Genomic DNA, 20413 nt, shown 5'->3' with positions numbered 1-20413 from the left:
TTGTGAGTTCAGTAGGAACGAAGTCTTTCGGTTCGGCATAGAATACAGAAAGCAGGGGTATACAACAATAGCTAATCCGGCAGCCATCAGGCTTGAGAGAGGTGAGAGATGCCAAAACAGAAAGCAAGTTATGAAGCCTTACTGGAAGAGGTAGTAGAAACGCTCAAACACAGCTCGAATGGGGTCAATGAGATCGTTGAATCATCAGCGAAATACGTGGATGCCGCGAATGATTTGACCAAGGATGAGCTGGCGTTAGTCTCTGCTTATGTGAAAGCGGATCTTAAAGAGTTCTCACAAAGCTTCGAGCAGAGCAAAAGCGGCCCGTTTTATCTGATGATCGCTAACTCAATCTGGCAGGGGTTACTGGATATTACCGATCGCACCAAAGTCGAGTGGGTAGAACTGTTTGCCGATTTAGAACACCAAGGTTTGTATCAAGCAGGTGAAATGATTGGTCTGGGCGTTTTGGTGTGTGATCAATGTGGTCATAAAACGGAGTTTAACCATCCAACAGAAATAGAGCCTTGCATCCAATGTGGCGGAAAAGCGTTTAGCCGCCAACCTCTCAAACCCTAGTTGGAATAAAAAACGGGAAGATGAACTTCCCGTTTTGCTTTCGCTTATTTTGTTCGACGTTGTCGCCAGAAAGCAAAAACAAGCGCTAAACCTACCCAAATATAGAGTGGAGCCGTGCCCCATTGGTAGTACGGGGTGCTACCACGAGTGGGTGTCACGGTTGCTTTTAGCACTCCTGTTTCAAATTGTGGCAACTGAGCTACGATGCGCCCGCGTTCGTCAGTGATGGCGGTAACACCATTGTTGGTGGAGCGGATCAGCGGTTTGCCCAACTCTAGTGAGCGCATGCGTGCAATTTCCATGTGCTGCAACGGGCCAATTGAGCGACCAAACCAAGCGTCATTGGAAAGTGTCAGCAGGAAGTCGGTGTCTGGTGTCACATTATCACGCACTTGTTCATTGAAAATGATTTCGTAACAGAGTGCCGCTGCAAACGCGAAACCTTTAGCAATCAAGTTAGGTTGGATATATGCCCCTTGGCTGAAGGATGACATCGGCAAATTAAAGAAAGGTGCCAATGGCCTTAAAATATCTTCAAAAGGCACAAATTCCCCAAAAGGCAGCAAGTGGTACTTATGGTAACGCTCGGTCGGGTCATAACGGTATTCGCCATGAGGGGTATCTCCGAGTGTTAACACACTATTAAAGAACTGCTTATCTTCACTTTGATTAATAATGCCTGTGATCACCGCGCTCTGATTCATCCGAGCCGCAGCATCGAGATTGTGCAGGAATGAAGAAATCTCATATTCAAAGGCAGGGATTGCTGCCTCAGGCCAAATGATGACATCCGCATTCCAATTTTCGCGGGTGAGGTCGGTGTATTTCATTATGGTTGGCCAGCGTTGGCTGGGGAGCCATTTCAACCCTTGCTCAATATTACCTTGTACCAAAGCCACAGTCGTTGCTCGCTCAGTTTGTGGCGTTACCCACTGCATCGCTTGTAGGCCATAACCTGTCGCATAAACGATGACTGGAATTACAGCAATCAACCAATGACGATTGAGTGCGGCATAAGCCAAACTGCCTGCACTGAAAATGAGCAACAAAGTAATGAGTTCAACGCCGCCAATCGGGGCAAAGTTGGCGAGTGGACTATCAATTTGGCTGTAGCCGAGCCAAAGCCAAGGAAATCCCGTCATCACCCAGCCGCGCAGCCAATCTGTAATTAGCCATAACGCAGGTGCAGCACATAGCCATTTGGTACGCGAGTTATGGGGGAAGAAGCGGTTGAGTAACCAACCGAAAAGACCCGGATAGAGTGCGAGATACCCCACCAGTAATACCATTAAAAACAGGCTGGCGATTTTGGGCATGCCACCAAATGTATCAATACTGACATGTACCCAACTAATACCTACAGCAAATTGCCCTAGTCCCCATGCAAAACCGATCAGAGCAGCTCGTTTAGTGCTTTGCTGGTTTAAGAGAAGGAGTAGGATAAATGGGCTGAATAAGGCCAAAGGCCAAAACTGATAAGGGGCAAAAGCCAGAGGAGTTATGACGCCAACAAAAGCGGCCGCAAGCGGCCGCATTAGGCGATGATGTAATAGAGTTTTCATCGTCTCTTTTCTTTTTCTCTTACTTGGTAAGAGGATGAGGATTACTCTTCCGCGGCTTGCGAAAGCGCTTCCAGATCGGGAACGGTAACTTGAAGAGCTACCACTCGGCGACTATCTGCCGCGGTCACTTTGAAGTTGTAGCCTGCAATGTCTACGACTTCCCCGCGTGCTGGTAAGTGGCCGAATGCCGTCATCACCAGTCCACCGACCGTATCCACTTCATCATCACTGAATTTTGTGCCGAAAGTGTGGTTAAAGTCTTCAATTGTGGCGAGCGCTTTCACCGAGAAGGTGTGTTTGCTCAGTTGGCGAATGTCTTTTTGCTCTTCGTCGTCGAATTCATCTTCGATGTCGCCGACGATCTCTTCCAGAATATCTTCAATGGTGACTAGGCCAGAAACGCCGCCAAACTCATCCACAACAATCGCCATATGGTAACGTTCTTCACGGAACTCTTTGAGCAGACGGTCAACCCGCTTACTTTCCGGAACCACGACCGCAGGACGGATCACTTCTTGGATATTGAATGGCGCACAGTTGGAGCCTAGATACTTGAGTAAGTCCTTCGCAAGTAGAATGCCTTCCACATGGTCTTTGTCTTCGCTGATCACAGGATAACGCGAGTGCTGCGCATCAGTCATGATGGCAACCAAAGCATCTAGGTTGTGAGTACGATCGATAGTGACCATTTGTGAGCGTGGGATCATGATATCGCGCACGCGCATTTCGGCGATTTCCATTACGCCTTCGAGCATGTCTCGGGTGTCATGGTCAATCAAGTCATTTACTTCAGAGTCGCGGATTACATCGACCAGCTCTTGGCGATCTTTCGGCTCTCCCTGAAAAAGTTGACTTAGGCGTTCAAAGAAGGACTTTCTACTCGGACCTTCCGAATTCTGAGAATTGTCTTCGTTCATTATGTCTCAATTCACTAACGCTATCAGAAGTGTGATAGCTCACATAGGCCTTATCTTAACGGATAAGGGTTACTCTTTTTCTGCCAGATACGGGTCAGTAAAGCCCATTTCTTGCATAATTTCGGTTTCAAGAGACTCCATCTCTTCTGCTTCATCATCCTCGATATGGTCATAACCTAGCAGATGCAGACTACCATGTACAACCATATGCGCCCAATGTGCTTGTAAAGGCTTATTTTGATCAATGGCTTCACGTTCAACCACTTGGCGGCAGATCACCAAATCACCGAGAAGATCCATTTCCATACCTGGAGGAGCTTCAAATGGGAAAGATAACACATTGGTCGGTTTATCTTTCCCGCGATAATTTAAATTTAGCGCATGGCTTTCCTCTTCATCCACAATGCGAATGGTCACTTCGGCTTGTGGCTGAAAAGGGGTGATTGTACGGGTTAACCACTGGGCAAAATCCGCTTCGGTTGGCAGTCCGTTTTCATCTTCGACTGCCAATTGCAAATCCAGTTCAATACTCATGACGGGTTAGGCTCATTATTGTGGCCAAGTGCCATTTCAGTTCGTTGCATTTCGAGCAATTTGCTTTCACGCTCTTCACGGCGGCGCTGCTCATACTCTTTACGCTCTTTTTGATCTTGTGCTTCCCACTTCTCATAAGCATTCACGATACGGGCAACCACTGGGTGGCGAACTACGTCGTCAGCTTGGAAGAAGTTAAAGCTGATTTCTTCGACTTCATTGAGTACTTCAATCGCATGGCGTAGGCCTGACTTCGCACCGCGCGGTAAGTCAATTTGCGTCACGTCACCAGTTATCACGGCGCGAGAGTTAAAGCCAATCCGCGTCAGGAACATTTTCATCTGCTCGACAGTGGTGTTTTGGCTTTCGTCGAGAATAATAAACGCATCGTTCAGTGTGCGGCCGCGCATGTAAGCAAGCGGAGCTACTTCAATCACGTTACGCTCAATCAGTTTTTCTACGCGCTCAAAACCGAGCATTTCGAACAGAGCATCGTAAAGCGGGCGCAAGTAGGGATCGACTTTTTGGCTCAGATCGCCTGGTAGAAAGCCAAGTTTTTCTCCCGCTTCAACCGCAGGACGAGTGAGCAGAATGCGGCGAATTTCTTGGCGCTCAAGCGCATCCACCGCAGCTGCAACCGCAAGGTAAGTTTTACCTGTACCCGCAGGGCCAACACCAAAGGTGATGTCGTGCGTCACCATATTCATCAAGTATTGAGCTTGATTCGGTGTACGAGGTTTGATCACGCCTTTTTTGGTTTTGACAAACACTTCTTTGCCGTGGGCAATGCTGGATTCGCTGTGCTGTTCAAGAACGCCGGATTCTTTGATCGCAAGATGAATTTGCTCAGGTTCAATATCGGCAATTTGGCCACGCACCGGAGCGGTTTCAACATACAATGTTTTGATAATATCGAGCGCAGCAGCGGCAGTATGGGCTTTACCCACAATGGTGAAGAAATTGCCACGGTAATTGATTTCGACTCCCAAGCGACGTTCTAGATGCTTGATGTTATCGTCGAAAGGGCCACATAAGCTGGCGAGTCGGTGGTTATCGGAAGGTTCCAGATTAATTTCTAAGGTTATGATTTTATTGCTCAAATTTGCCTCTCAGTATGTCAATAAATGTCCGATTTTGACCGGGCACTTATTGACAGTGTATACGAGATTAAGGAGTAAATGTAGCAACCCCAAGCTCATCCTCGCGGCGAGTCTTCGCTTTCATTTCTGATGGAGAGGTCGCAATACGCAGATTCATCTCTTGTTCGGTGCGTACCAATTCACCACGCAATGAGTTGGCGAACACATCGACAATCTTCACATCAACAAACTGACCGATCAGTTCTGGTGAACCTTCGAAGTTAACCACGCGGTTATTTTCGGTACGCCCACGTAGCTCCATCAAATCTTTCTTCGATGGACCTTCAACTAAAATACGTTGTTCAGTGCCCAGCATCAGGCGTGAGTAACGCATGGCTTGACTGTTGATCTGCTGCTGCAGTTCGTACAGGCGCTCCTTCTTCACCTCTTCCGAAAGATCGCATGGATAGTCGGCGGCTGGCGTGCCTGGGCGAGGAGAGAAGATAAAGCTAAAGCTCATATCGAAATCGACATCACGGATCAGCTTCATGGTGTCTTGGAAATCTTTGTCGGTTTCACCCGGGAAGCCAACGATAAAATCAGAGCTGATTTGAATATCAGGGCGAGCTTTACGCAGTTTACGGATGATGGACTTGTACTCAATGGCTGTGTGCGGGCGCTTCATCATAGTCAGAATGCGATCGCTACCACTTTGCACTGGTAAGTGCAGGAAGCTCACTAACTCTGGGGTGTCTTCGTACACCGCAATAATATCATCAGTAAATTCGAGTGGGTGGCTAGTGGTAAAGCGAATGCGGTCGATACCGTCAATCGTTGCTACCAGACGCAGTAACTCAGCAAAAGAGCAAATCTCACCATCATGAGTTGCACCACGGTAAGCGTTCACGTTTTGGCCAAGCAGGTTGACTTCACGCACACCTTGTTCCGCAAGTTGAGCAATTTCAAACAGCACATCATCCATTGGGCGGCTGACTTCTTCACCACGAGTGTAAGGCACTACGCAGTAAGTACAGTATTTTGAGCAACCTTCCATGATAGAAACAAAGGCAGTTGGGCCTTCCGCACGTGGCTCCGGCAGGCGATCGAACTTCTCAATCTCAGGGAAAGAGATATCCATTACTGGCGCTTCGCTGATTTGCGATTGTTTAATCATTTCTGGTAGGCGATGCAGCGTTTGTGGGCCAAAGATCACATCGACATAGGGCGCACGATCACGAATCGAATCGCCTTCTTGAGTCGCCACACAACCACCGACGCCGATCACTACGCCAGGTTTTTTGTCTTTCAGGGTTTTCCAACGACCAAGTTGGTGGAACACTTTTTCCTGAGCTTTTTCACGGATCGAACAGGTGTTTAGGAGTAAAACGTCTGCTTCCTCGGGTATTTCTGTCAGCTCATAGCCGTTTGCAGCATTAAGCAGGTCAGCCATTTTTGATGAATCGTACTCGTTCATCTGGCAGCCCCAAGTTTTAATTAGCAGTTTCTTACTCATCACACTTTCGCTCGTTCAATAGTTCTTCAATCATTTGAGCTTTAGCTCACATTCTAGCCGCCCTCTCGGCGGTAAGCGGCGTATTGTACTGCTTTAAAAACCGACTGACTAGTAATTGGCGGAATTCTCTTGTAACCCTTGTTGTGATTGACTTTTTACCTTATTACAAGCAGGGTTTTAGCGTAAAAAATGTCGCAATATTTCCCTCACTCCGTACAATGCCGTTTAGATAAGATGCTTGATGGGAAAGGGTATGAGCAGCAATAAATTTGATATCCTGGTAGTCGGTGGCGGTATGGTGGGTGCTGCGGCTGCACTTGGCTTTGCACGTCAAGGACGCAAGGTTGCGGTGATTGATTCAGGTGAGCCACAAGCTTTTGAGCCTAATCAAGCTATGGACGTCCGTGTGTCAGCGATTTCACAAACCTCGGTAGAACTGCTGGAAGAACTTGGAGCTTGGTCAAGTATTGTTGCCATGCGCGCTTGTCCCTATCGTCACCTAGAAACGTGGGAACACCCAGAATGTCGTACGCGTTTTTCCTGTGAGTCCTTGGATTTGCCACAATTAGGCTACATGGTGGAAAACCGAGTCATTCAATTAGCTTTGTGGCAGCAATTCGTAAATTACCCACAACTGACCTTGATGTGCCCAGATCAATTGGCTCAATTGGATGTGACCGAAGAGGGATGCCATGTCACTTTACAATCAGGTGCTGTACTTGAGTGTGATTGGGTGGTTGGTGCGGATGGCGCGAATTCACAGGTTCGTCAACTGGCACATATCGGGATCACGGCTTGGGATTATCGCCAGCACTGCATGTTAATTAATGTGCAAACTGAACAGATTCAGCAAGAAACGACGTGGCAGCAATTTTTCCCAACGGGGCCTCGCTCCTACTTGCCTTTGGGTGGTAATCAGGCGTCTTTGGTTTGGTATGACACACCGCAGCGCATTCGAAAACTGGCAGCATTAAACTCGGAACAATTGCGTGGCGAAATTCTTCAGCATTTTCCTGCTGAGCTAGGGAATATAAAGGTGTTGCAGCAGGGCTCTTTTCCGCTGACTCGACGTCACGCTCAGCAATATGTAAAAAATCGCTGTGTGCTGGTTGGTGATGCAGCACATACGATTAACCCGTTAGCAGGGCAGGGCGTGAATCTAGGTTTTAAAGATGTGGCCGTGTTGCTGGCGGAAACACAGGATCATGCGGTATTAAGTCAGACACAGTTTGAACGCTATGAGCGTCGTCGTCGTCCTGATAATCTGCTGATGCAAACGGGGATGGATCTGTTTTACAAAACCTTTAGCAACTCGTTCACGCCAGTTAGGTTTGTGCGTAATGTTGCACTTGCTTTAGCCGAGCGCTCTGGGCCACTAAAAACGCAAGTGCTGCGTTACGCTCTCGGTTTTTCAAACTAACCGTTCCCTTTTAGGCGGTATTGGCAATTTCCAAAAGGCTAGGCCGTAAAAACAAAAAACGCTGCACTGGGCAGCGTTTTTTACATCACACAAGTCGATTACTTGGTAACGCGTAGGATTGGAGTTTCACCTACGTTTACAGAACCAGAAAGTTTGTTCAGCTCTTTGATTTCATCCATGTTAGAAATAACAACTGGAGTCAGAGTTGATTTTGCTTTCTCTTCTAGCAGTGCCAAATCGAATTCGATAATAGTATCGCCGATTTTCACTGATTGGCCTTCTTCAGCGATACGCTTGAAGCCTTCGCCTTTCAGTTCAACAGTGTCGATGCCGAAGTGAACAAACAGCTCAACGCCGTCATCAGATTCGATAGAGAATGCGTGGTTAGTTTCGAAGATTTTACCGATAGTACCGTTAACAGGAGCTACCATCTTGTTACCAGCAGGCTTGATCGCGATACCGTCACCAACGATTTTTTCAGCGAACACAACATCTGGCACATCTTCGATGTTTACGATTTCACCAGAAAGAGGTGCGATAATGTCAATTGCACCAGCGTTAGCGCTGTCGTCAGAGACTAGCTTCTTAAGTTTGTCAAACAGACCCATTGTGTCATGCTCCTAACGTTTTAGATTTGTTCTGTCGAAGTATAGTATACCAATCGCCAGAGATAGACGACTATTTTCATCGCCTATCTCCTTGGTATCAACCAATAATTAAGCTTTTTCAGCGATGAATTTTTCTACGCAAGCTTCGATTTCTGCGGCGGTTGGCAGAGATAGAGCTTCTTCAGCCATCGCTTTAATTTCCGCATAATTGGTGTTACGGATCACTTTCTTCACTTTTGGAATGGAGATGCCACTCATAGAGAATTCATCCAGCCCCATACCCAACAGAAGCAGAGTTGCACGCTCATCACCCGCCAATTCACCACACATACCAGTCCATTTACCTTCAGCGTGAGAAGCATCAATCACTTGCTTGATCACAGTCAAAACAGCTGGAGAGAGTGGGTTATAGAGGTGAGAGATCATCTCGTTACCACGATCTACCGCTAGGGTGTATTGAGTTAAATCGTTAGTACCGATAGAGAAGAAAGACACTTCTTTTGCTAAGTGGTGTGCAATCGCTGCAGCAGCTGGTGTTTCCACCATCACACCGATCTCGATGTTTTCATCGAAAGCATGGCCTTCAGCACGCAGTTCAATTTTATATTCTTCAATCGCTTTTTTCAGTTCGCGGATTTCTTCAACGGAAATGATCATTGGGAACATTACGCGAAGTTTACCGTGAGCAGAAGCACGCAGAATACCGCGTAGCTGATCACGCAGAATTTCACGGCGATCTAAGCTGATACGCACTGCACGCCAGCCCAAGAATGGGTTCATCTCTTTTGGCAGATCCATATAAGGCAGATCTTTGTCGCCACCGATATCCATAGTTCGGATAATAACGGCTTGACCACTCATTGCTTCCGCGACTTCTTTGTAGGCTTGGTATTGCTCTTCTTCAGTCGGTAGAGCATCACGATCCATAAACAGGAATTCAGTTCGGTACAGACCTACACCTTCACCACCGTTACGGATGATGCCATCACAGTCTTTCACTGTGCCGATGTTGCCACACACTTCAACGCGGTGACCGTCTAAAGTTTCTGCAGGAAGATCCTTCAGCTTTGCCAGCTCTTCTTTTTCAGCAAGGAAAGCAGCTTTAACAGCTTTAGCTTCTTCAATTTGCGCTTCGGTTGGATTCACAATGATTTTGTTGTTCATTGCATCCAGAATCAGCATGTCGCCATTCTTCACTTTTTTGGTGATGTCATTGGTACCCACGATGGCTGGTAGTTCTAGCGAACGAGCCATAATTGAAGTGTGAGAAGTACGGCCACCGATATCACAAGCAAAACCAAGAACATAGTTCAGGTTAATTTGTGCAGTTTCAGAAGGAGTTAAGTCGTACGCCACTAGGATAACTTCTTGATCGATTTCGCTTAGAGAAACGATATGCATGCCTAGAGCGTTTTTTACAAAACGTGTACCGATATCACGAATGTCGGTAGCACGTTCTTTTAGGTATTCGTCGTCTAGTGACTCAAGCGCAGTGGCTTGTTCTTCGATAACGGTATGAATCGCGTTATCGGCAGACATTTTTTCTTTCTTGATGAGGGCTAAAATCTCTTCTTCTAGCTCTTCATCTTCAAGCAACATGATATGGCCTTCAAAGATGGCTTCTTTTTCTTCACCAAAAGTTTCAAGTGCTTTTTGTTTGATCACTTCCAACTGCGCAGAAGATTTATTACGCGCAGTGTAAAAGCGCTCAACTTCGGCTTCTACTTGATCGTCAGAAATGGTGTTTGTGTTTAGGACAATTTCATCTTCTTGAAGAAGTAATGCTTTACCAATCGCAATACCTGGAGATGCTAGAATGCCTGAAATCATAGCCTTACCTTAAACTGGTCAACTGTAAACGGGAGATTGGACAATTCGCTAACGGTAACGTGTAGCTTAATTCTCGGTTTATTTCCAACAAAGCCATTTTGCGTGAACAAAATGGCTTTGAAAGGAAGACCGGATTAGTGAAGTTGGTCCATCAGAGCAACTAGGTGCTCAACAGCTTCTTTCGCTTGAGGGCCTTCGGCAGAGATAGTAACTACAGTACCTTTTACCAGACCTAGCGTTTGCAGCTTGAATAGACTTTTCGCGCTTGCACTTTTACCGTTAGAAGTCACTGTGATGTCTGCATCAAAAGCTTTTGCTTCTTTTACAAACTGTGCAGCTGGACGAGTGTGAAGGCCGTTTTCTGCTGTGATTTCTACTTGCTTCTCGTACATGTTTTATACCCCAATGAGTTTATTTTTTGTAAGTTTGTTAACCAGATTTAGCTTAACCGGATAAGCCGCTTTGTGCTAGCACTGTCACAGGCTTTTCGTGTCAGAACTAAGACTGGTCAAAATTTATCAATTGCCTTTGCTATTTGTTGCAATTAAGCAATTGAGTGTAAACCGTAGACTTCTTTATTTTGAAGCTAAAAATAAAACATGCCGATATTACCAAAGGTGAGGCAGGGATCAACAAAAAAGCCCCTGACTGGGGCTTTTTTAAACGAAAAATTGATTTAACCACGTATTACTGCTGGTTTTCTTTTTCGGTAAAAATGCCAGCGAAAAGCGCCGTACTTAGGTAACGCTCACCAGAGCTTGGTAGAACGGTAACGATGGTTTTTCCTTCAAATTCAGGAAGTTGGGCTATTCTGTTTGCTGCCACAACTGCTGCGCCTGAAGAGATGCCAGCTAGAATGCCTTCTTCTTCCATCAGGCGACGAGCCATCTCAATCGCTTCTTCAGAAGTAACGCGTTCAACGCGGTCAATCAGGCTTAAATCTAAGTTTCCAGGGATAAAACCAGCACCGATACCTTGAATTTTATGCGGCGCAGGTTTGATTTCTTCACCGGCTAACGCTTGAGTAATGACAGGAGACTCTGTTGGTTCAACGGCAACAGAAACAATCGCTTTGCCTTTTGTACCTTTAATGTAGCGGCTAGTACCCGTTAATGTGCCACCAGTGCCCACACCTGCGACAAATACATCTACTTGACCTTCAGTTGCTTCCCAAATTTCAGGACCAGTCGTTTTCTCATGAATCTCAGGGTTAGCAGGGTTGTTAAACTGTTGCAGCAGCAGATATTTCTCTGGATTACTCGCAACAATTTCTTCTGCTTTGGCAATTGCACCTTTCATACCTTTGGCTGCTTCAGTAAGCTCTAAATTTGCACCAAGAGCTTTCAGTAGTTTACGACGCTCTAAACTCATCGATTCAGGCATAGTCAGAGTTAATTTATAGCCACGAGCTGCCGCAACGAAGGCTAAGGCAATTCCGGTATTTCCACTGGTGGGTTCAACTAACTCAACACCAGGCTTGAGTTTGCCTTGTTTCTCAGCTTCCCAAATCATGTTGGCGCCGATACGGCATTTAACACTGAAGCTTGGATTACGTGATTCGACTTTGGCAAGTACTTTGCCCTGTGACACTTTGTTTAGGCGGACAAGCGGGGTGTTACCAATAGTTAGAGAGTTGTCTTCGTAGATTTTGCTCATGGTGATGTTCCTTCATTCGTTACGCAGCGAGTGTTTGTGCGTGAATACTTAGTGAATATGAGCAGAGAATAAGTTCATATTCACTAAGGGAAAAGGATTAAAAAGTTATAAGTTATGTGGAGCTTGCTACCTGCGAACCGATGGATGTTGTGCTTTAAATTCCATCACCCACATTGCCGTCGCGCCGCATACGGCAACGGGAACTATAAAGAGGTTAACAATAGGAATGCTGGTAAAAAGTGCCACTAAAATACCAAAGCCATACGCTTTGCTTTGATTTTGTTTCAAAGTATTACGCATGTCATGGAAGGCAACTTTGTGATTGTCGAAAGGATAATCACAATACTGTATAGCTAGCATCCAAGCAGTGAAGATGAACCAAGCAAGCGGTCCGAGAGTTTGCCCGAGCGCTGGAATCAGCAACAAGAGAAATAAACCAAGTGCTTTGGGGAGTAAGTAGAGTATTTTTCGCCACTCACGGGCCAGTATGCGAGGTACATCTTTAACTAATGCCCATACACCTTCTTCACCGATACGTTCACCAGATAAGTATTGTTCTACTTTTTCAGCTAACAAACCATTGAAGGGGGAAGCAATAAAGTTTGCTAAGGTACTAAAAAAATAGGAGAAAGTGGCAAGTATAGTGAGAACCAGTATGGGCCAAAGTACATAGCTGAGCCATGACAGAAATGATGGAAGTTGTCCCATCCACTCAGTAATCCAAGTATCTAAATGGCTGAATAAGTAATACATGGCCCCGCCTACCAGCACGATGTTAGCTAGAAGTGGAAGAACAACGAAGCGGCGTATACCGGGAGTTAAAGCTAGACGCAGGCCGTAAAAGAAATAGCCGAATCCGGAACGTGAGCTGATCTGCATAAAAACGGTGTTCTCCTTGATTAACCGAGCGAAGATTGTACTTGATTGGTGCTGAAGTGAAATGACGAAACTGCAAAAAACGCGTCATCTTTTCAACTTCTCACATTAAGTTGTTCTAAATTCAACGAGAGTTTTGGTAAAGTACCCGACAAGCCAAAAACACACCCTGATAAACGTCCTGTCGGGCGCTAGAGCTCAGAACATCAAACGGGATACTGAGAGTTTAAGATGCAGGAATTGCGATTCGTATTGATAATTGTTGGCGCGTTGGCGATAGCTGCGTTGCTGTTTCATGGTCTATGGACCAGCAAAAAAGAGGGAAAATCTAAGTTTGGAGATAAACCTCTGCGACAAAATTGATGTTGAGAGTGATGAACCACCTTCACGAGCATTTGCGGCCGAGGATGATTTTGAAATCATTCGCAAGGAACGTAAAGAGCCGGATTTTGGCATCCCGAACCAGCAGCATGACCCTTTAATTGCTGATCTTGCTCCTCAAGATGATTTGGAAGAAGATGACGAAATTGAACAGCCTGTTTCTCATCAATCTAAGCCGACTCAGCCTACGGTAGAAATGCCACGAGTACAGACTTCGGTACAGACACCGATAACACAACCTACCGCGGATGTGGTGCCTACTATCGAAGAGCCAGAAGAAGAGCAGCTGGATGTGATTGTGCTTAATGTACACTGTTCTGGTAGTCAGCCCTTTATCGGAACTAAGCTATTCGATAGCATGCAACAAAATGGCTTGTTGTTTGGTGAGATGGATATTTTCCATCGTCATGCAGATCTATCGGGTACGGGTAAAATTTTATTTAGTGTGGCTAATATGATGCAACCAGGCACGCTAATGCACGATGATCCTGCGGATTTTTCAACGAAAGGTATCTCATTTTTCATGACATTGCCTTGCTTCGGGGATCCAGAGCAAAACTTCAAGCTGATGCTAAAAACTGCTCAGCAAATTGCTGACGATCTGGGTGGCCACGTATTAGATGATTCACGCAACTTAATGACTCCTAATCGTCTGGATATCTATCGCAAACAGATTCAACAATTTAAAGCTCGTACTACAAAAGCATAAGCTTGGTATTAAGAGCCGCAAATACCCAGTGTTTTACTGGGTATTTGATGAGTTGTGATAGATAAACCCAAAGATTTTTATAGTTACACTCAAAGGCTCCGTGCGGAGCCTTTTTTCATCATCCGAGAGATTTACGATGTCAAATGTAGAGCAACGATTAATTGAACTAAGACAAACCCTGCATGAGCATGGTGTCCGTTATTATGTAGAGGATGCTCCCACGATTCCGGATGCAGAATATGACCGCCTAATGCGCGAGCTGTTGGATTTAGAAGCTGCAAATCCGGAATTGATAACACCAGACTCCCCAAGTCTGCGTGTTGGTGGGCGTCCGCTAGATGGATTTGAGTCTGTCATACATGAAATTCCGATGCTTTCACTTGATAACGCTTTTGATGATGCTGAATTAGATAGCTTTTATCGTCGTATGACAGATCGTATTCCGGCAGTACAACAAAGTCATTTTTGCTGTGAGCCTAAATTAGATGGTTTGGCGGTGAGCTTACTGTATGAGAACGGAGTGTTGACTCGTGCTGCAACTCGAGGTGATGGTACAACTGGCGAAAATATCACAGAAAATGTGCGTACGATTAAATCGATCCCATTGCGTCTGCAAGGCTCAGATTTTCCTGTGCGTCTCGAAGTTCGTGGTGAAGTGTTTATGCCGAAAGCGGGGTTTGAAGCACTGAATGCTAGAGCTCTTAAAAAAGGTGAAAAGCAGTTTGTTAACCCTCGTAATGCGGCTGCAGGCAGCCTACGTCAATTAGATTCTAGAATTACTGCTCAGCGTCCATTGGCTTTTTATGCCTACAGTGTTGGGATCATCGACGGGGGAGAGTTAGCAACCAGTCACTATCAGCGTTTTTTACAACTCAAACGTTGGGGCTTGCCTATTTGTCCTGAAACTAAACCAGTGACTTCTCTCATTGAAGTGAAAGCTTTTTACCAAGATATCTTGCAGCGTCGCCAATCTTTGGCCTACGAAATTGATGGTGTTGTGATCAAAGTTGACGACATTCAATTGCAAGAGCGATTGGGTTTTGTTGCTAGAGCGCCGCGCTGGGCGATTGCCTATAAATTTCCAGCTCAAGAAGAGCTAACTCTTTTAAATGATGTCGAATTTCAAGTAGGGCGGACGGGGGCCATTACACCAGTGGCGAAGTTGGAGCCTGTCTTTGTCGGTGGGGTAACGGTAAGTAACGCAACTTTACACAACGCCGATGAGATTGAACGTTTAGGAGTAATGGTTGGTGATACGGTGGTGATCAGGCGTGCAGGTGACGTCATTCCACAGATCGTTTCTGTCGTTTTAGAGCGCCGACCTATAGATGCAAAACCAATTGTGTTCCCAGCTTGCTGCCCTGTTTGCCAATCTGAAATTGAGCGTATAGAAGGTGAAGCCGTTGCAAGATGTACTGGTGGATTAATTTGCCAAGCACAGCGCAAAGAGGCGTTGAAACATTTTGTATCCCGTAAAGCCATGGATGTTGATGGCTTGGGAGATAAAGTGATTGAGCAATTAGTTGATCGTGAAATGGTCAGTACACCGGCTGATTTGTTCCGTTTAAGAGCGGGAGAATTGACGATTCTCGAGCGAATGGGGCCAAAGTCAGCGCAGAACGTGATTGATGCCTTGAATAAAGCTAAACAGACTACTTTGCCAAGGTTTTTATACGCTCTGGGTATTCGCGAAGTGGGTGAGGCAACAGCTCTCAATCTGGCACAACATTTCTTAACTTTAGATGCAATTGCGCAGGCGAGTATGGATCAGTTGATTGAAGTACCTGATGTTGGGGGAGTGGTTGCGAGTCATTTACATGCTTTCTTTGCTCAGTCACGTAACCAACAAGTGATCGCAGAGTTGATTGAGTTAGGCATTACCTGGCCAGCTATGGCTGTGGCTTCATCGATCGCGGCTGATTCTGCCTTAGCGGGTAAAGTGGTGGTATTAACAGGAAGTTTTACACAACTATCACGTAATGATGCGAAAGCAGCACTTCAAGCTCTTGGAGCTAAAGTCACTGGGAGTGTATCGAAAAACACGGATATCGTTTTTGCTGGAGAAGCTGCGGGGTCCAAGTTAAGTAAAGCTGCTGAGTTAGGAATTCAAGTTTTAGATGAGCAAGCACTAATCGATTTCTTAAAGTAATTATTTAGATTGGTGTCTCATCGACGTATCCAAAAAATAGTTTGAACTTCTTGTTTATCGATAGTCTAAACCTCAGCTTCTGCTGGGGTTTATTTTTGAACAAAAACAACTCCCCATTTTTAATCAACTCACTCCTTTTTATTGTTTTAAAAAGTCATCATTCACTTTGTGTTTATTCGACGCATTTCAAAATAATAAAATCCGCATAAAAATATATTATTTATAATCAATTAGTTAGATAACTTATGCTTTTGATTTGATAATAATTCGATCTCGATCACTTACTCTCCAGAAGTTTGCCGTGGCTCATATTTTTTTAGATAAAAATTAAGTTCTGATTGATGTTTTTAAGGCGAGGGTTAGTCTACAGACATGGATACACAGTGAGTGTGCCAACAACTAAGAGAATCGATTTCGATACTCGAAAAGGAAATGAATTCTCCCTTCGGCGGCCAACTTAAGGGAGAAACTCAAAAACAGCTATATCCATTTTTAGGAGTTATCCATGGACAAAATGTTTAAACGTACTCTTCTGGGTGCAGCAGTAGCGATGGCGTCAACTGGTGCGTTTGCCGCATCTGAAACTGGTGCAATCGGTGTTCTGTCTGATTTCAACGTGCAAGCGTACGGTGTTGCAGCAATTTCTGCATTCTATCAAGAAGACAGCAATGGCTATGACTACGAAAACGAATCTCGTATCGGTTTCCGTGCTAGCAAAGATATGTTTGATAACGTGAACGTATTCATGCAAATCGAATCTGGCTACGTTGGTGAAGATGGTAAAGGTAACACACTAGGCGCTCGTGATACTTTCCTAGGTCTACAAGGCGACTGGGGTAAAATCCGTTTCGGTCGTATGCTGACTCCTCTGTATGAAATCGTTGACTGGCCATACTCTAACCCAGGTCTGGGTCGTGTATTTGACTGGGGCGGCGACGTTGCTGGTCACTATGATCGTAAAGGCGATATCGCACGTTACGACTCTCCAGCTTTCGGCGGCTTAACCTTTAACGTTTCTGTTGGCCGTGGTGATGTTGGTACAAAAGATTCTAACCACGTTGGCGCTGCAGTTCATTACAACGCAGCAGATATCGTAACTTTCCATGTTGGTTACGAAAACAACTCTAACTTCAAGTATGACTACACAACCAAAGATACAGCTGGTAAAGATGTTGATAATACATTCCTTACAGATGCAACAGCTTATATCGTAGGTTTTGAATTGCCTCTACCAGCTGGTTTTGGTCTAGCAGGTGCTTACAAGTACACTGAAGGTGCTTCTAAAACTGTGAAAGGTCAAGTTGGTGAGCAAGGTCAATACTCTCTGATCGGCCAATACTGGAACGGTCCTTGGGGCTTCAAAGTGGGCTATGCAGCTAACCTTGATTCTGAAGTTAACGGCGTAGAGCAAAACGACGAAGATGAAGTATTGTCTGCACAGCTGATGTACGTGAAGAATGGTTTCGTACCATACATCCGTGTTGGTCAGCATGATGCGTATGATTCAGCAGACAAGAAAGGATTCGTACGTGTAGGTCTGGAATACGGCTTCTAATTTACGTACCACGCCTTTCTTTAATGAAAACGCCGGCCTTGTGCCGGTGTTTTTACTCCATAAACAAGGACATAAATGATGAATTTATTTAAAACGACCATATTATTTTCAACCATTACCATGGCCGTTGGATGCAGTAATTTAGACAGTTCTAGTGTGTTCAATGATGTGGCAAAAAATGTCAAAGAAAGGCATAACTACGTTCAAGTTGTAGCAAAAGATATTACACCAGAAGCTAAAGCAACCTTAGGTCCTGATATTGTAAAATCTGAGCTGAGTTATGTCGGTAACTTTCCCAAAGCTGAAGGTGCAAACATTGAAAGTTCATATGTAAATATGAACGTCACTTATTTTAAAAGTTACGATCAATTTGAGACTGTGACTTATCCTACGCAGCAATTTAAAGTTGATACCTACCGTCCGTTAGCTGAAACTTGTACTGAACACTGTACGACAACACAATGGTTTAAGTTCCCATTATCTCAAGAATATATTCAACAATTGGATTCAGATTCGGTTGTTTTCACGCTTACCTCATCAACGGATAAAAACAAAGTAGAGTTTACTGTTCCTAAAGCTTACTTTTTGGCCGTTATTGATGAAGCAAAGTATGCTATGCAAGGGGCTACAGCCCAACCTGCAGCCGTTGTGGTTGCTCCAACCCAACCCACTATGCAGTCCACCTCTAAATCTTACGAAATGGTGCAATACTGGTTCGGTGAAGCGAATGCAACTGAACGAAAAGAATTTGCTAATTGGGCTTTTGTTAACCGTTCAGAGGTTACCCAAGCGATGGCCACACAAAGTAAGCCTGTAGAAATGATGGCTTATTGGTATGAAAAAGCAGATAAAACCGAAAAGTCGACGATTTTATCTTGGTTAATCAGCCAAGAATAATTGCATTTTTAGTGTTATAGAGGCATGGTCATTCCATGCCTTTTTCATTTATCGCAATAGCTTATTATGAACATTAGTCAGGTTGCCAAACTTACCGATCTTACTGCCAAGTCAATTCGTTTATACGAAGAGAAGGGCTTGATTGCATCGCCACTACGCTCTGAAAGTGGTTACCGTACTTACACTCAGCAGCATGTGGATGATTTGCTGCTGATTGCTCGCTGCCGAAGGGTGGGTTTTAGCTTGGATGAGTGCAAGGCAATGCTCACCTTAGCGAATGATCCACACCGAACTCGTGCTGCGGTACGAGCTCGTGCGCAAGAAAAGCTACAAGAGGTATCAAGTAAGCTTGCCGAGCTTACTATGATCCAGCAACAGCTAGAAGAATGGATTTCTCGCTGTCCCGGAGACGAAGGTAGTGATTGTCCGATCATTGAGCAGCTCAAAGGGCATTGCTGTTCTGAGGGAAAAAAATAAGACCCAACGGGGTCTTATTTTTTGATGGCAATTGTTTATGCCGATAGAGTGGTTGAGGTGTTAATCGTGAAGAGCCTAGATGGGGCGTACGATCAAGATTATTCCGTCTATCGCGATAACTGACACTCGGCTACCTTGCTCTAGATCTTGCTCACAACGAGCTGTCCAACGTGTATCCCCAAGAGAGATTTGAAATTCTCCCGCTGGAGTATCTTCCGTTATTTGGATAACACGACCGAGCAGCTGTTTGTCCTTCTGGTTGAGGTCGCGCTCGGCATCCTGCTTTTTATCTTGATTGAATTGGCGTCGCCACCACAACCAAGTCGTTACCAGTGAAAAACTGGCGAAGGCCAACCATTGTAGCTGCCAGCCCATTGGCATGACAGCGAGTAGCACGCCCACCAGTAAGGCTGATAGACCTAGCCACAGAAAGTAACCAGCAGTACCAAGTAGCTCAGCGGCGAGTAATATTAGACCGAAGGCTAACCAATGCCAGAAGTTCAATTGCGAGAGCAGTTCAATCACTTGTCACCTACTTGGTTTGTGAGGACTGTTTAAACATTTCTGCGATACCAGCCACGGAGCCCATTAAGCCCGTCGCTTCGAGTGGTAGCATGATGATTTTACCATTCTCAGCTTGACCAATGGCTTTTAGGGCGTCGGTATAGCCTTGAGCAATAAAGTAATTGACTGCTTGCATGTCACCTTGAGCAATTGCTTGCGATACCATTTCAGTGGCCTTAGCTTCCGCTTCTGCCGCTCGCTCACGTGCCTCTGCTTGCAAAATAGCAGCTTGTTTTTCACCTTCAGCACGTAAGATCTCTGATTGTTTTTGACCTTCAGCTTTGAGAATCTGAGCTTGACGAACACCTTCAGCTTCTAAAATTGCGGCGCGCTTTTCCCGCTCGGCTTTCATTTGAGCATTCATCGCTGCAGTCAAGTCTGCAGGTGGTTGAACGTCTTTGATCTCGATACGAGTGACTTTCACACCCCAAGGGTTCGTCGCATGGTCAACAATCGAGAGAAGTTTAGTGTTGATCATGTCACGTTGGCTGAGCATCTCATCTAACTCCATCGAACCCAAAACAGTCCGCATGTTCGTTAGAGTAAGATTACGAATCGCGTTTTCTAAATCATTGACTTCATAAGCGGCTTTAGCTGCATCAATCACCTGTACGAAACAGACGGCATCAATCACCACGTTGGCGTTATCTTTACTGATGACCTCTTGCGCGGGGATATCAAGTACGCGCTCCATCATGTTAATTTTACGTCCCACTTTATCGATAAAAGGGATGATGATATTGAGACCTGGCTTTAAAGTTAAGGTGTAGCGACCAAAGCGCTCCACCGTCCAGTTATTGCCTTGGGGAACGGTTTTCACCGCAGAAGAGATAAAAATTATCACCGCCAATACCAGTACTGCGATGGTGATCAGTGAATCAATAGCCATGACGTGTCCTTGTTTATTATTTGAGGGGTAGCGTTGATGGGTTTGCTGTGTCCCAATGAAAGAGGGAGACAAATGTTCAACCTAAGCTGATATTTCAACGCAATAAAATTCTCTCTTAATCTATGCTTGAGCACCAAATGAAGATTAAAAAATTACAGCTTCGCTCTAAAAAAAGGTCAATATTTCTTCTTATATTTCTCTCTGATAGAAATGGCGTT

The 20413-nt window shown here is 45.1% G+C and carries 18 protein-coding genes and 1 pseudogene; 7 read left to right on the top strand and 12 right to left on the bottom strand.

What is annotated here, in order from left to right; all coding sequences use genetic code 11:
• Positions 1–108 precede the first annotated feature (108 nt).
• Positions 109–579, top strand: coding sequence for a zinc ribbon-containing protein (locus tag D908_RS17670; protein ID WP_001125927.1), 471 nt, complete (start codon positions 109–111; stop codon positions 577–579).
• Positions 580–623: 44 nt separating this feature from the next.
• Here the strand turns inward: D908_RS17670 and lnt are convergent, their stop codons facing one another.
• The 5 genes from lnt to miaB all read right to left on the bottom strand — a co-directional run bounded on the left by lnt (position 624) and on the right by miaB (position 6184).
• Complete coding sequence (gene lnt / locus D908_RS17675; protein ID WP_005522286.1) at positions 624–2141, bottom strand: apolipoprotein N-acyltransferase; 1518 nt, start codon at positions 2139–2141, stop codon at positions 624–626.
• Between the two features lie 41 nt (positions 2142–2182).
• Positions 2183–3058, bottom strand: coding sequence for a CNNM family magnesium/cobalt transport protein CorC (corC, locus tag D908_RS17680; protein WP_005522285.1), 876 nt, complete (start codon positions 3056–3058; stop codon positions 2183–2185).
• A 69-nt stretch (positions 3059–3127) separates the two neighbouring features.
• The gene (gene ybeY, locus D908_RS17685) at positions 3128–3592 is read right to left on the bottom strand and encodes an rRNA maturation RNase YbeY (protein WP_005522284.1); all 465 of its coding nucleotides are present in this window, start codon (positions 3590–3592) and stop codon (positions 3128–3130) included.
• Positions 3589–4692: a PhoH family protein gene (locus D908_RS17690; protein ID WP_000066200.1), complete on the bottom strand. Its 1104-nt coding sequence runs from the start codon at positions 4690–4692 to the stop codon at positions 3589–3591. The genes ybeY and D908_RS17690 overlap by 4 nt, the downstream gene beginning before the upstream one ends.
• A gap of 67 nt (positions 4693–4759) precedes the next feature.
• Positions 4760–6184 carry a tRNA (N6-isopentenyl adenosine(37)-C2)-methylthiotransferase MiaB gene (miaB, locus tag D908_RS17695; protein ID WP_000038551.1) on the bottom strand — a complete coding sequence of 475 codons (1425 nt, stop codon included), beginning with the start codon at positions 6182–6184 and terminating at the stop codon, positions 4760–4762.
• Positions 6185–6437: 253 nt separating this feature from the next.
• Between miaB and D908_RS17700 the strand changes: the two genes are divergently transcribed.
• Positions 6438–7604, top strand: coding sequence for a 2-octaprenyl-3-methyl-6-methoxy-1,4-benzoquinol hydroxylase (locus D908_RS17700; RefSeq protein WP_005522283.1), 1167 nt, complete (start codon positions 6438–6440; stop codon positions 7602–7604).
• A 98-nt stretch (positions 7605–7702) separates the two neighbouring features.
• Here the strand turns inward: D908_RS17700 and crr are convergent, their stop codons facing one another.
• The 5 genes from crr to cysZ form a co-directional block, all read right to left on the bottom strand.
• Positions 7703–8212 carry a PTS glucose transporter subunit IIA gene (gene crr, locus D908_RS17705; RefSeq protein WP_000522237.1) on the bottom strand — a complete coding sequence of 170 codons (510 nt, stop codon included), beginning with the start codon at positions 8210–8212 and terminating at the stop codon, positions 7703–7705.
• 108 nt (positions 8213–8320) lie between these two features.
• Complete coding sequence (gene ptsI, locus D908_RS17710) at positions 8321–10042, bottom strand: phosphoenolpyruvate-protein phosphotransferase PtsI (RefSeq protein ID WP_005522282.1); 1722 nt, start codon at positions 10040–10042, stop codon at positions 8321–8323.
• Positions 10043–10176: 134 nt separating this feature from the next.
• A complete protein-coding gene (locus D908_RS17715; RefSeq protein ID WP_000273061.1) occupies positions 10177–10434 on the bottom strand; it encodes an HPr family phosphocarrier protein in 258 nt (85 codons plus the stop codon).
• A 295-nt stretch (positions 10435–10729) separates the two neighbouring features.
• Positions 10730–11698, bottom strand: a complete 969-nt coding sequence (gene cysK, locus D908_RS17720; protein ID WP_005522281.1) for a cysteine synthase A — start codon at positions 11696–11698, stop codon at positions 10730–10732.
• Between the two features lie 126 nt (positions 11699–11824).
• Positions 11825–12577, bottom strand: a complete 753-nt coding sequence (gene cysZ, locus D908_RS17725) for a sulfate transporter CysZ (protein ID WP_001167400.1) — start codon at positions 12575–12577, stop codon at positions 11825–11827.
• Between the two features lie 228 nt (positions 12578–12805).
• On the opposite strand from cysZ, the pseudogene zipA reads away from it, so the two are divergent.
• The 5 genes and pseudogenes from zipA (at position 12806) to cueR (ending at position 18742) form a co-directional block, all read left to right on the top strand.
• Positions 12806–13664: pseudogene (gene zipA / locus D908_RS17730) on the top strand (cell division protein ZipA).
• Between the two features lie 136 nt (positions 13665–13800).
• Positions 13801–15813, top strand: coding sequence for an NAD-dependent DNA ligase LigA (gene ligA / locus D908_RS17735; RefSeq protein ID WP_005522279.1), 2013 nt, complete (start codon positions 13801–13803; stop codon positions 15811–15813).
• Positions 15814–16318: 505 nt separating this feature from the next.
• Positions 16319–17368, top strand: coding sequence for a chitoporin (gene chiP, locus D908_RS17740; RefSeq protein WP_000359805.1), 1050 nt, complete (start codon positions 16319–16321; stop codon positions 17366–17368).
• 75 nt (positions 17369–17443) lie between these two features.
• Positions 17444–18265: a DUF2057 domain-containing protein gene (locus tag D908_RS17745; RefSeq protein ID WP_082320854.1), complete on the top strand. Its 822-nt coding sequence runs from the start codon at positions 17444–17446 to the stop codon at positions 18263–18265.
• Positions 18266–18331: 66 nt separating this feature from the next.
• Positions 18332–18742 carry a Cu(I)-responsive transcriptional regulator gene (cueR, locus tag D908_RS17750; protein ID WP_005522275.1) on the top strand — a complete coding sequence of 137 codons (411 nt, stop codon included), beginning with the start codon at positions 18332–18334 and terminating at the stop codon, positions 18740–18742.
• Positions 18743–18817: 75 nt separating this feature from the next.
• Here cueR and D908_RS17755 read toward each other — a convergent pair whose 3' ends face one another.
• Together D908_RS17755 and D908_RS17760 are read right to left on the bottom strand one after the other, a co-directional pair.
• Positions 18818–19267 (bottom strand): NfeD family protein, encoded by a 450-nt coding sequence (locus D908_RS17755; RefSeq protein WP_005522274.1) that lies wholly within the window; start codon positions 19265–19267, stop codon positions 18818–18820.
• Positions 19268–19274: 7 nt separating this feature from the next.
• Positions 19275–20195: an SPFH domain-containing protein gene (locus tag D908_RS17760; RefSeq protein WP_000963388.1), complete on the bottom strand. Its 921-nt coding sequence runs from the start codon at positions 20193–20195 to the stop codon at positions 19275–19277.
• Between the last annotated feature and the right edge of the window lie 218 nt (positions 20196–20413).

It is taken from the genome of Vibrio mimicus CAIM 602, from assembly GCF_000338875.1.
In the GTDB taxonomy this organism is placed as follows: Bacteria; Pseudomonadota; Gammaproteobacteria; order Enterobacterales; family Vibrionaceae; genus Vibrio; species Vibrio mimicus.
This window is presented reverse-complemented; position numbering and strand designations above follow the sequence as displayed.

Bases quoted from the DNA above. Each gene is read 5' to 3' on its own strand.
- D908_RS17700 (WP_005522283.1), top strand. From the start codon at position 6,438: ATGAGCAGCAATAAATTTGATATCCTGGTAGTCGGTGGCGGTATGGTG.
- D908_RS17745 (WP_082320854.1), top strand. From the start codon at position 17,444: ATGATGAATTTATTTAAAACGACCATATTATTTTCAACCATTACCATG.
- D908_RS17715 (WP_000273061.1), bottom strand. From the start codon at position 10,434: ATGTACGAGAAGCAAGTAGAAATCACAGCAGAAAACGGCCTTCACACT.
- cysK (WP_005522281.1), bottom strand. From the start codon at position 11,698: ATGAGCAAAATCTACGAAGACAACTCTCTAACTATTGGTAACACCCCG.
- lnt (WP_005522286.1), bottom strand. From the start codon at position 2,141: ATGAAAACTCTATTACATCATCGCCTAATGCGGCCGCTTGCGGCCGCT.
- cysZ (WP_001167400.1), bottom strand. From the start codon at position 12,577: ATGCAGATCAGCTCACGTTCCGGATTCGGCTATTTCTTTTACGGCCTG.
- D908_RS17760 (WP_000963388.1), bottom strand. From the start codon at position 20,195: ATGGCTATTGATTCACTGATCACCATCGCAGTACTGGTATTGGCGGTG.
- crr (WP_000522237.1), bottom strand. From the start codon at position 8,212: ATGGGTCTGTTTGACAAACTTAAGAAGCTAGTCTCTGACGACAGCGCT.
- D908_RS17670 (WP_001125927.1), top strand. From the start codon at position 109: ATGCCAAAACAGAAAGCAAGTTATGAAGCCTTACTGGAAGAGGTAGTA.
- ptsI (WP_005522282.1), bottom strand. From the start codon at position 10,042: ATGATTTCAGGCATTCTAGCATCTCCAGGTATTGCGATTGGTAAAGCA.
- miaB (WP_000038551.1), bottom strand. From the start codon at position 6,184: ATGAGTAAGAAACTGCTAATTAAAACTTGGGGCTGCCAGATGAACGAG.
- ybeY (WP_005522284.1), bottom strand. From the start codon at position 3,592: ATGAGTATTGAACTGGATTTGCAATTGGCAGTCGAAGATGAAAACGGA.
- chiP (WP_000359805.1), top strand. From the start codon at position 16,319: ATGGACAAAATGTTTAAACGTACTCTTCTGGGTGCAGCAGTAGCGATG.
- corC (WP_005522285.1), bottom strand. From the start codon at position 3,058: ATGAACGAAGACAATTCTCAGAATTCGGAAGGTCCGAGTAGAAAGTCC.
- ligA (WP_005522279.1), top strand. From the start codon at position 13,801: ATGTCAAATGTAGAGCAACGATTAATTGAACTAAGACAAACCCTGCAT.
- cueR (WP_005522275.1), top strand. From the start codon at position 18,332: ATGAACATTAGTCAGGTTGCCAAACTTACCGATCTTACTGCCAAGTCA.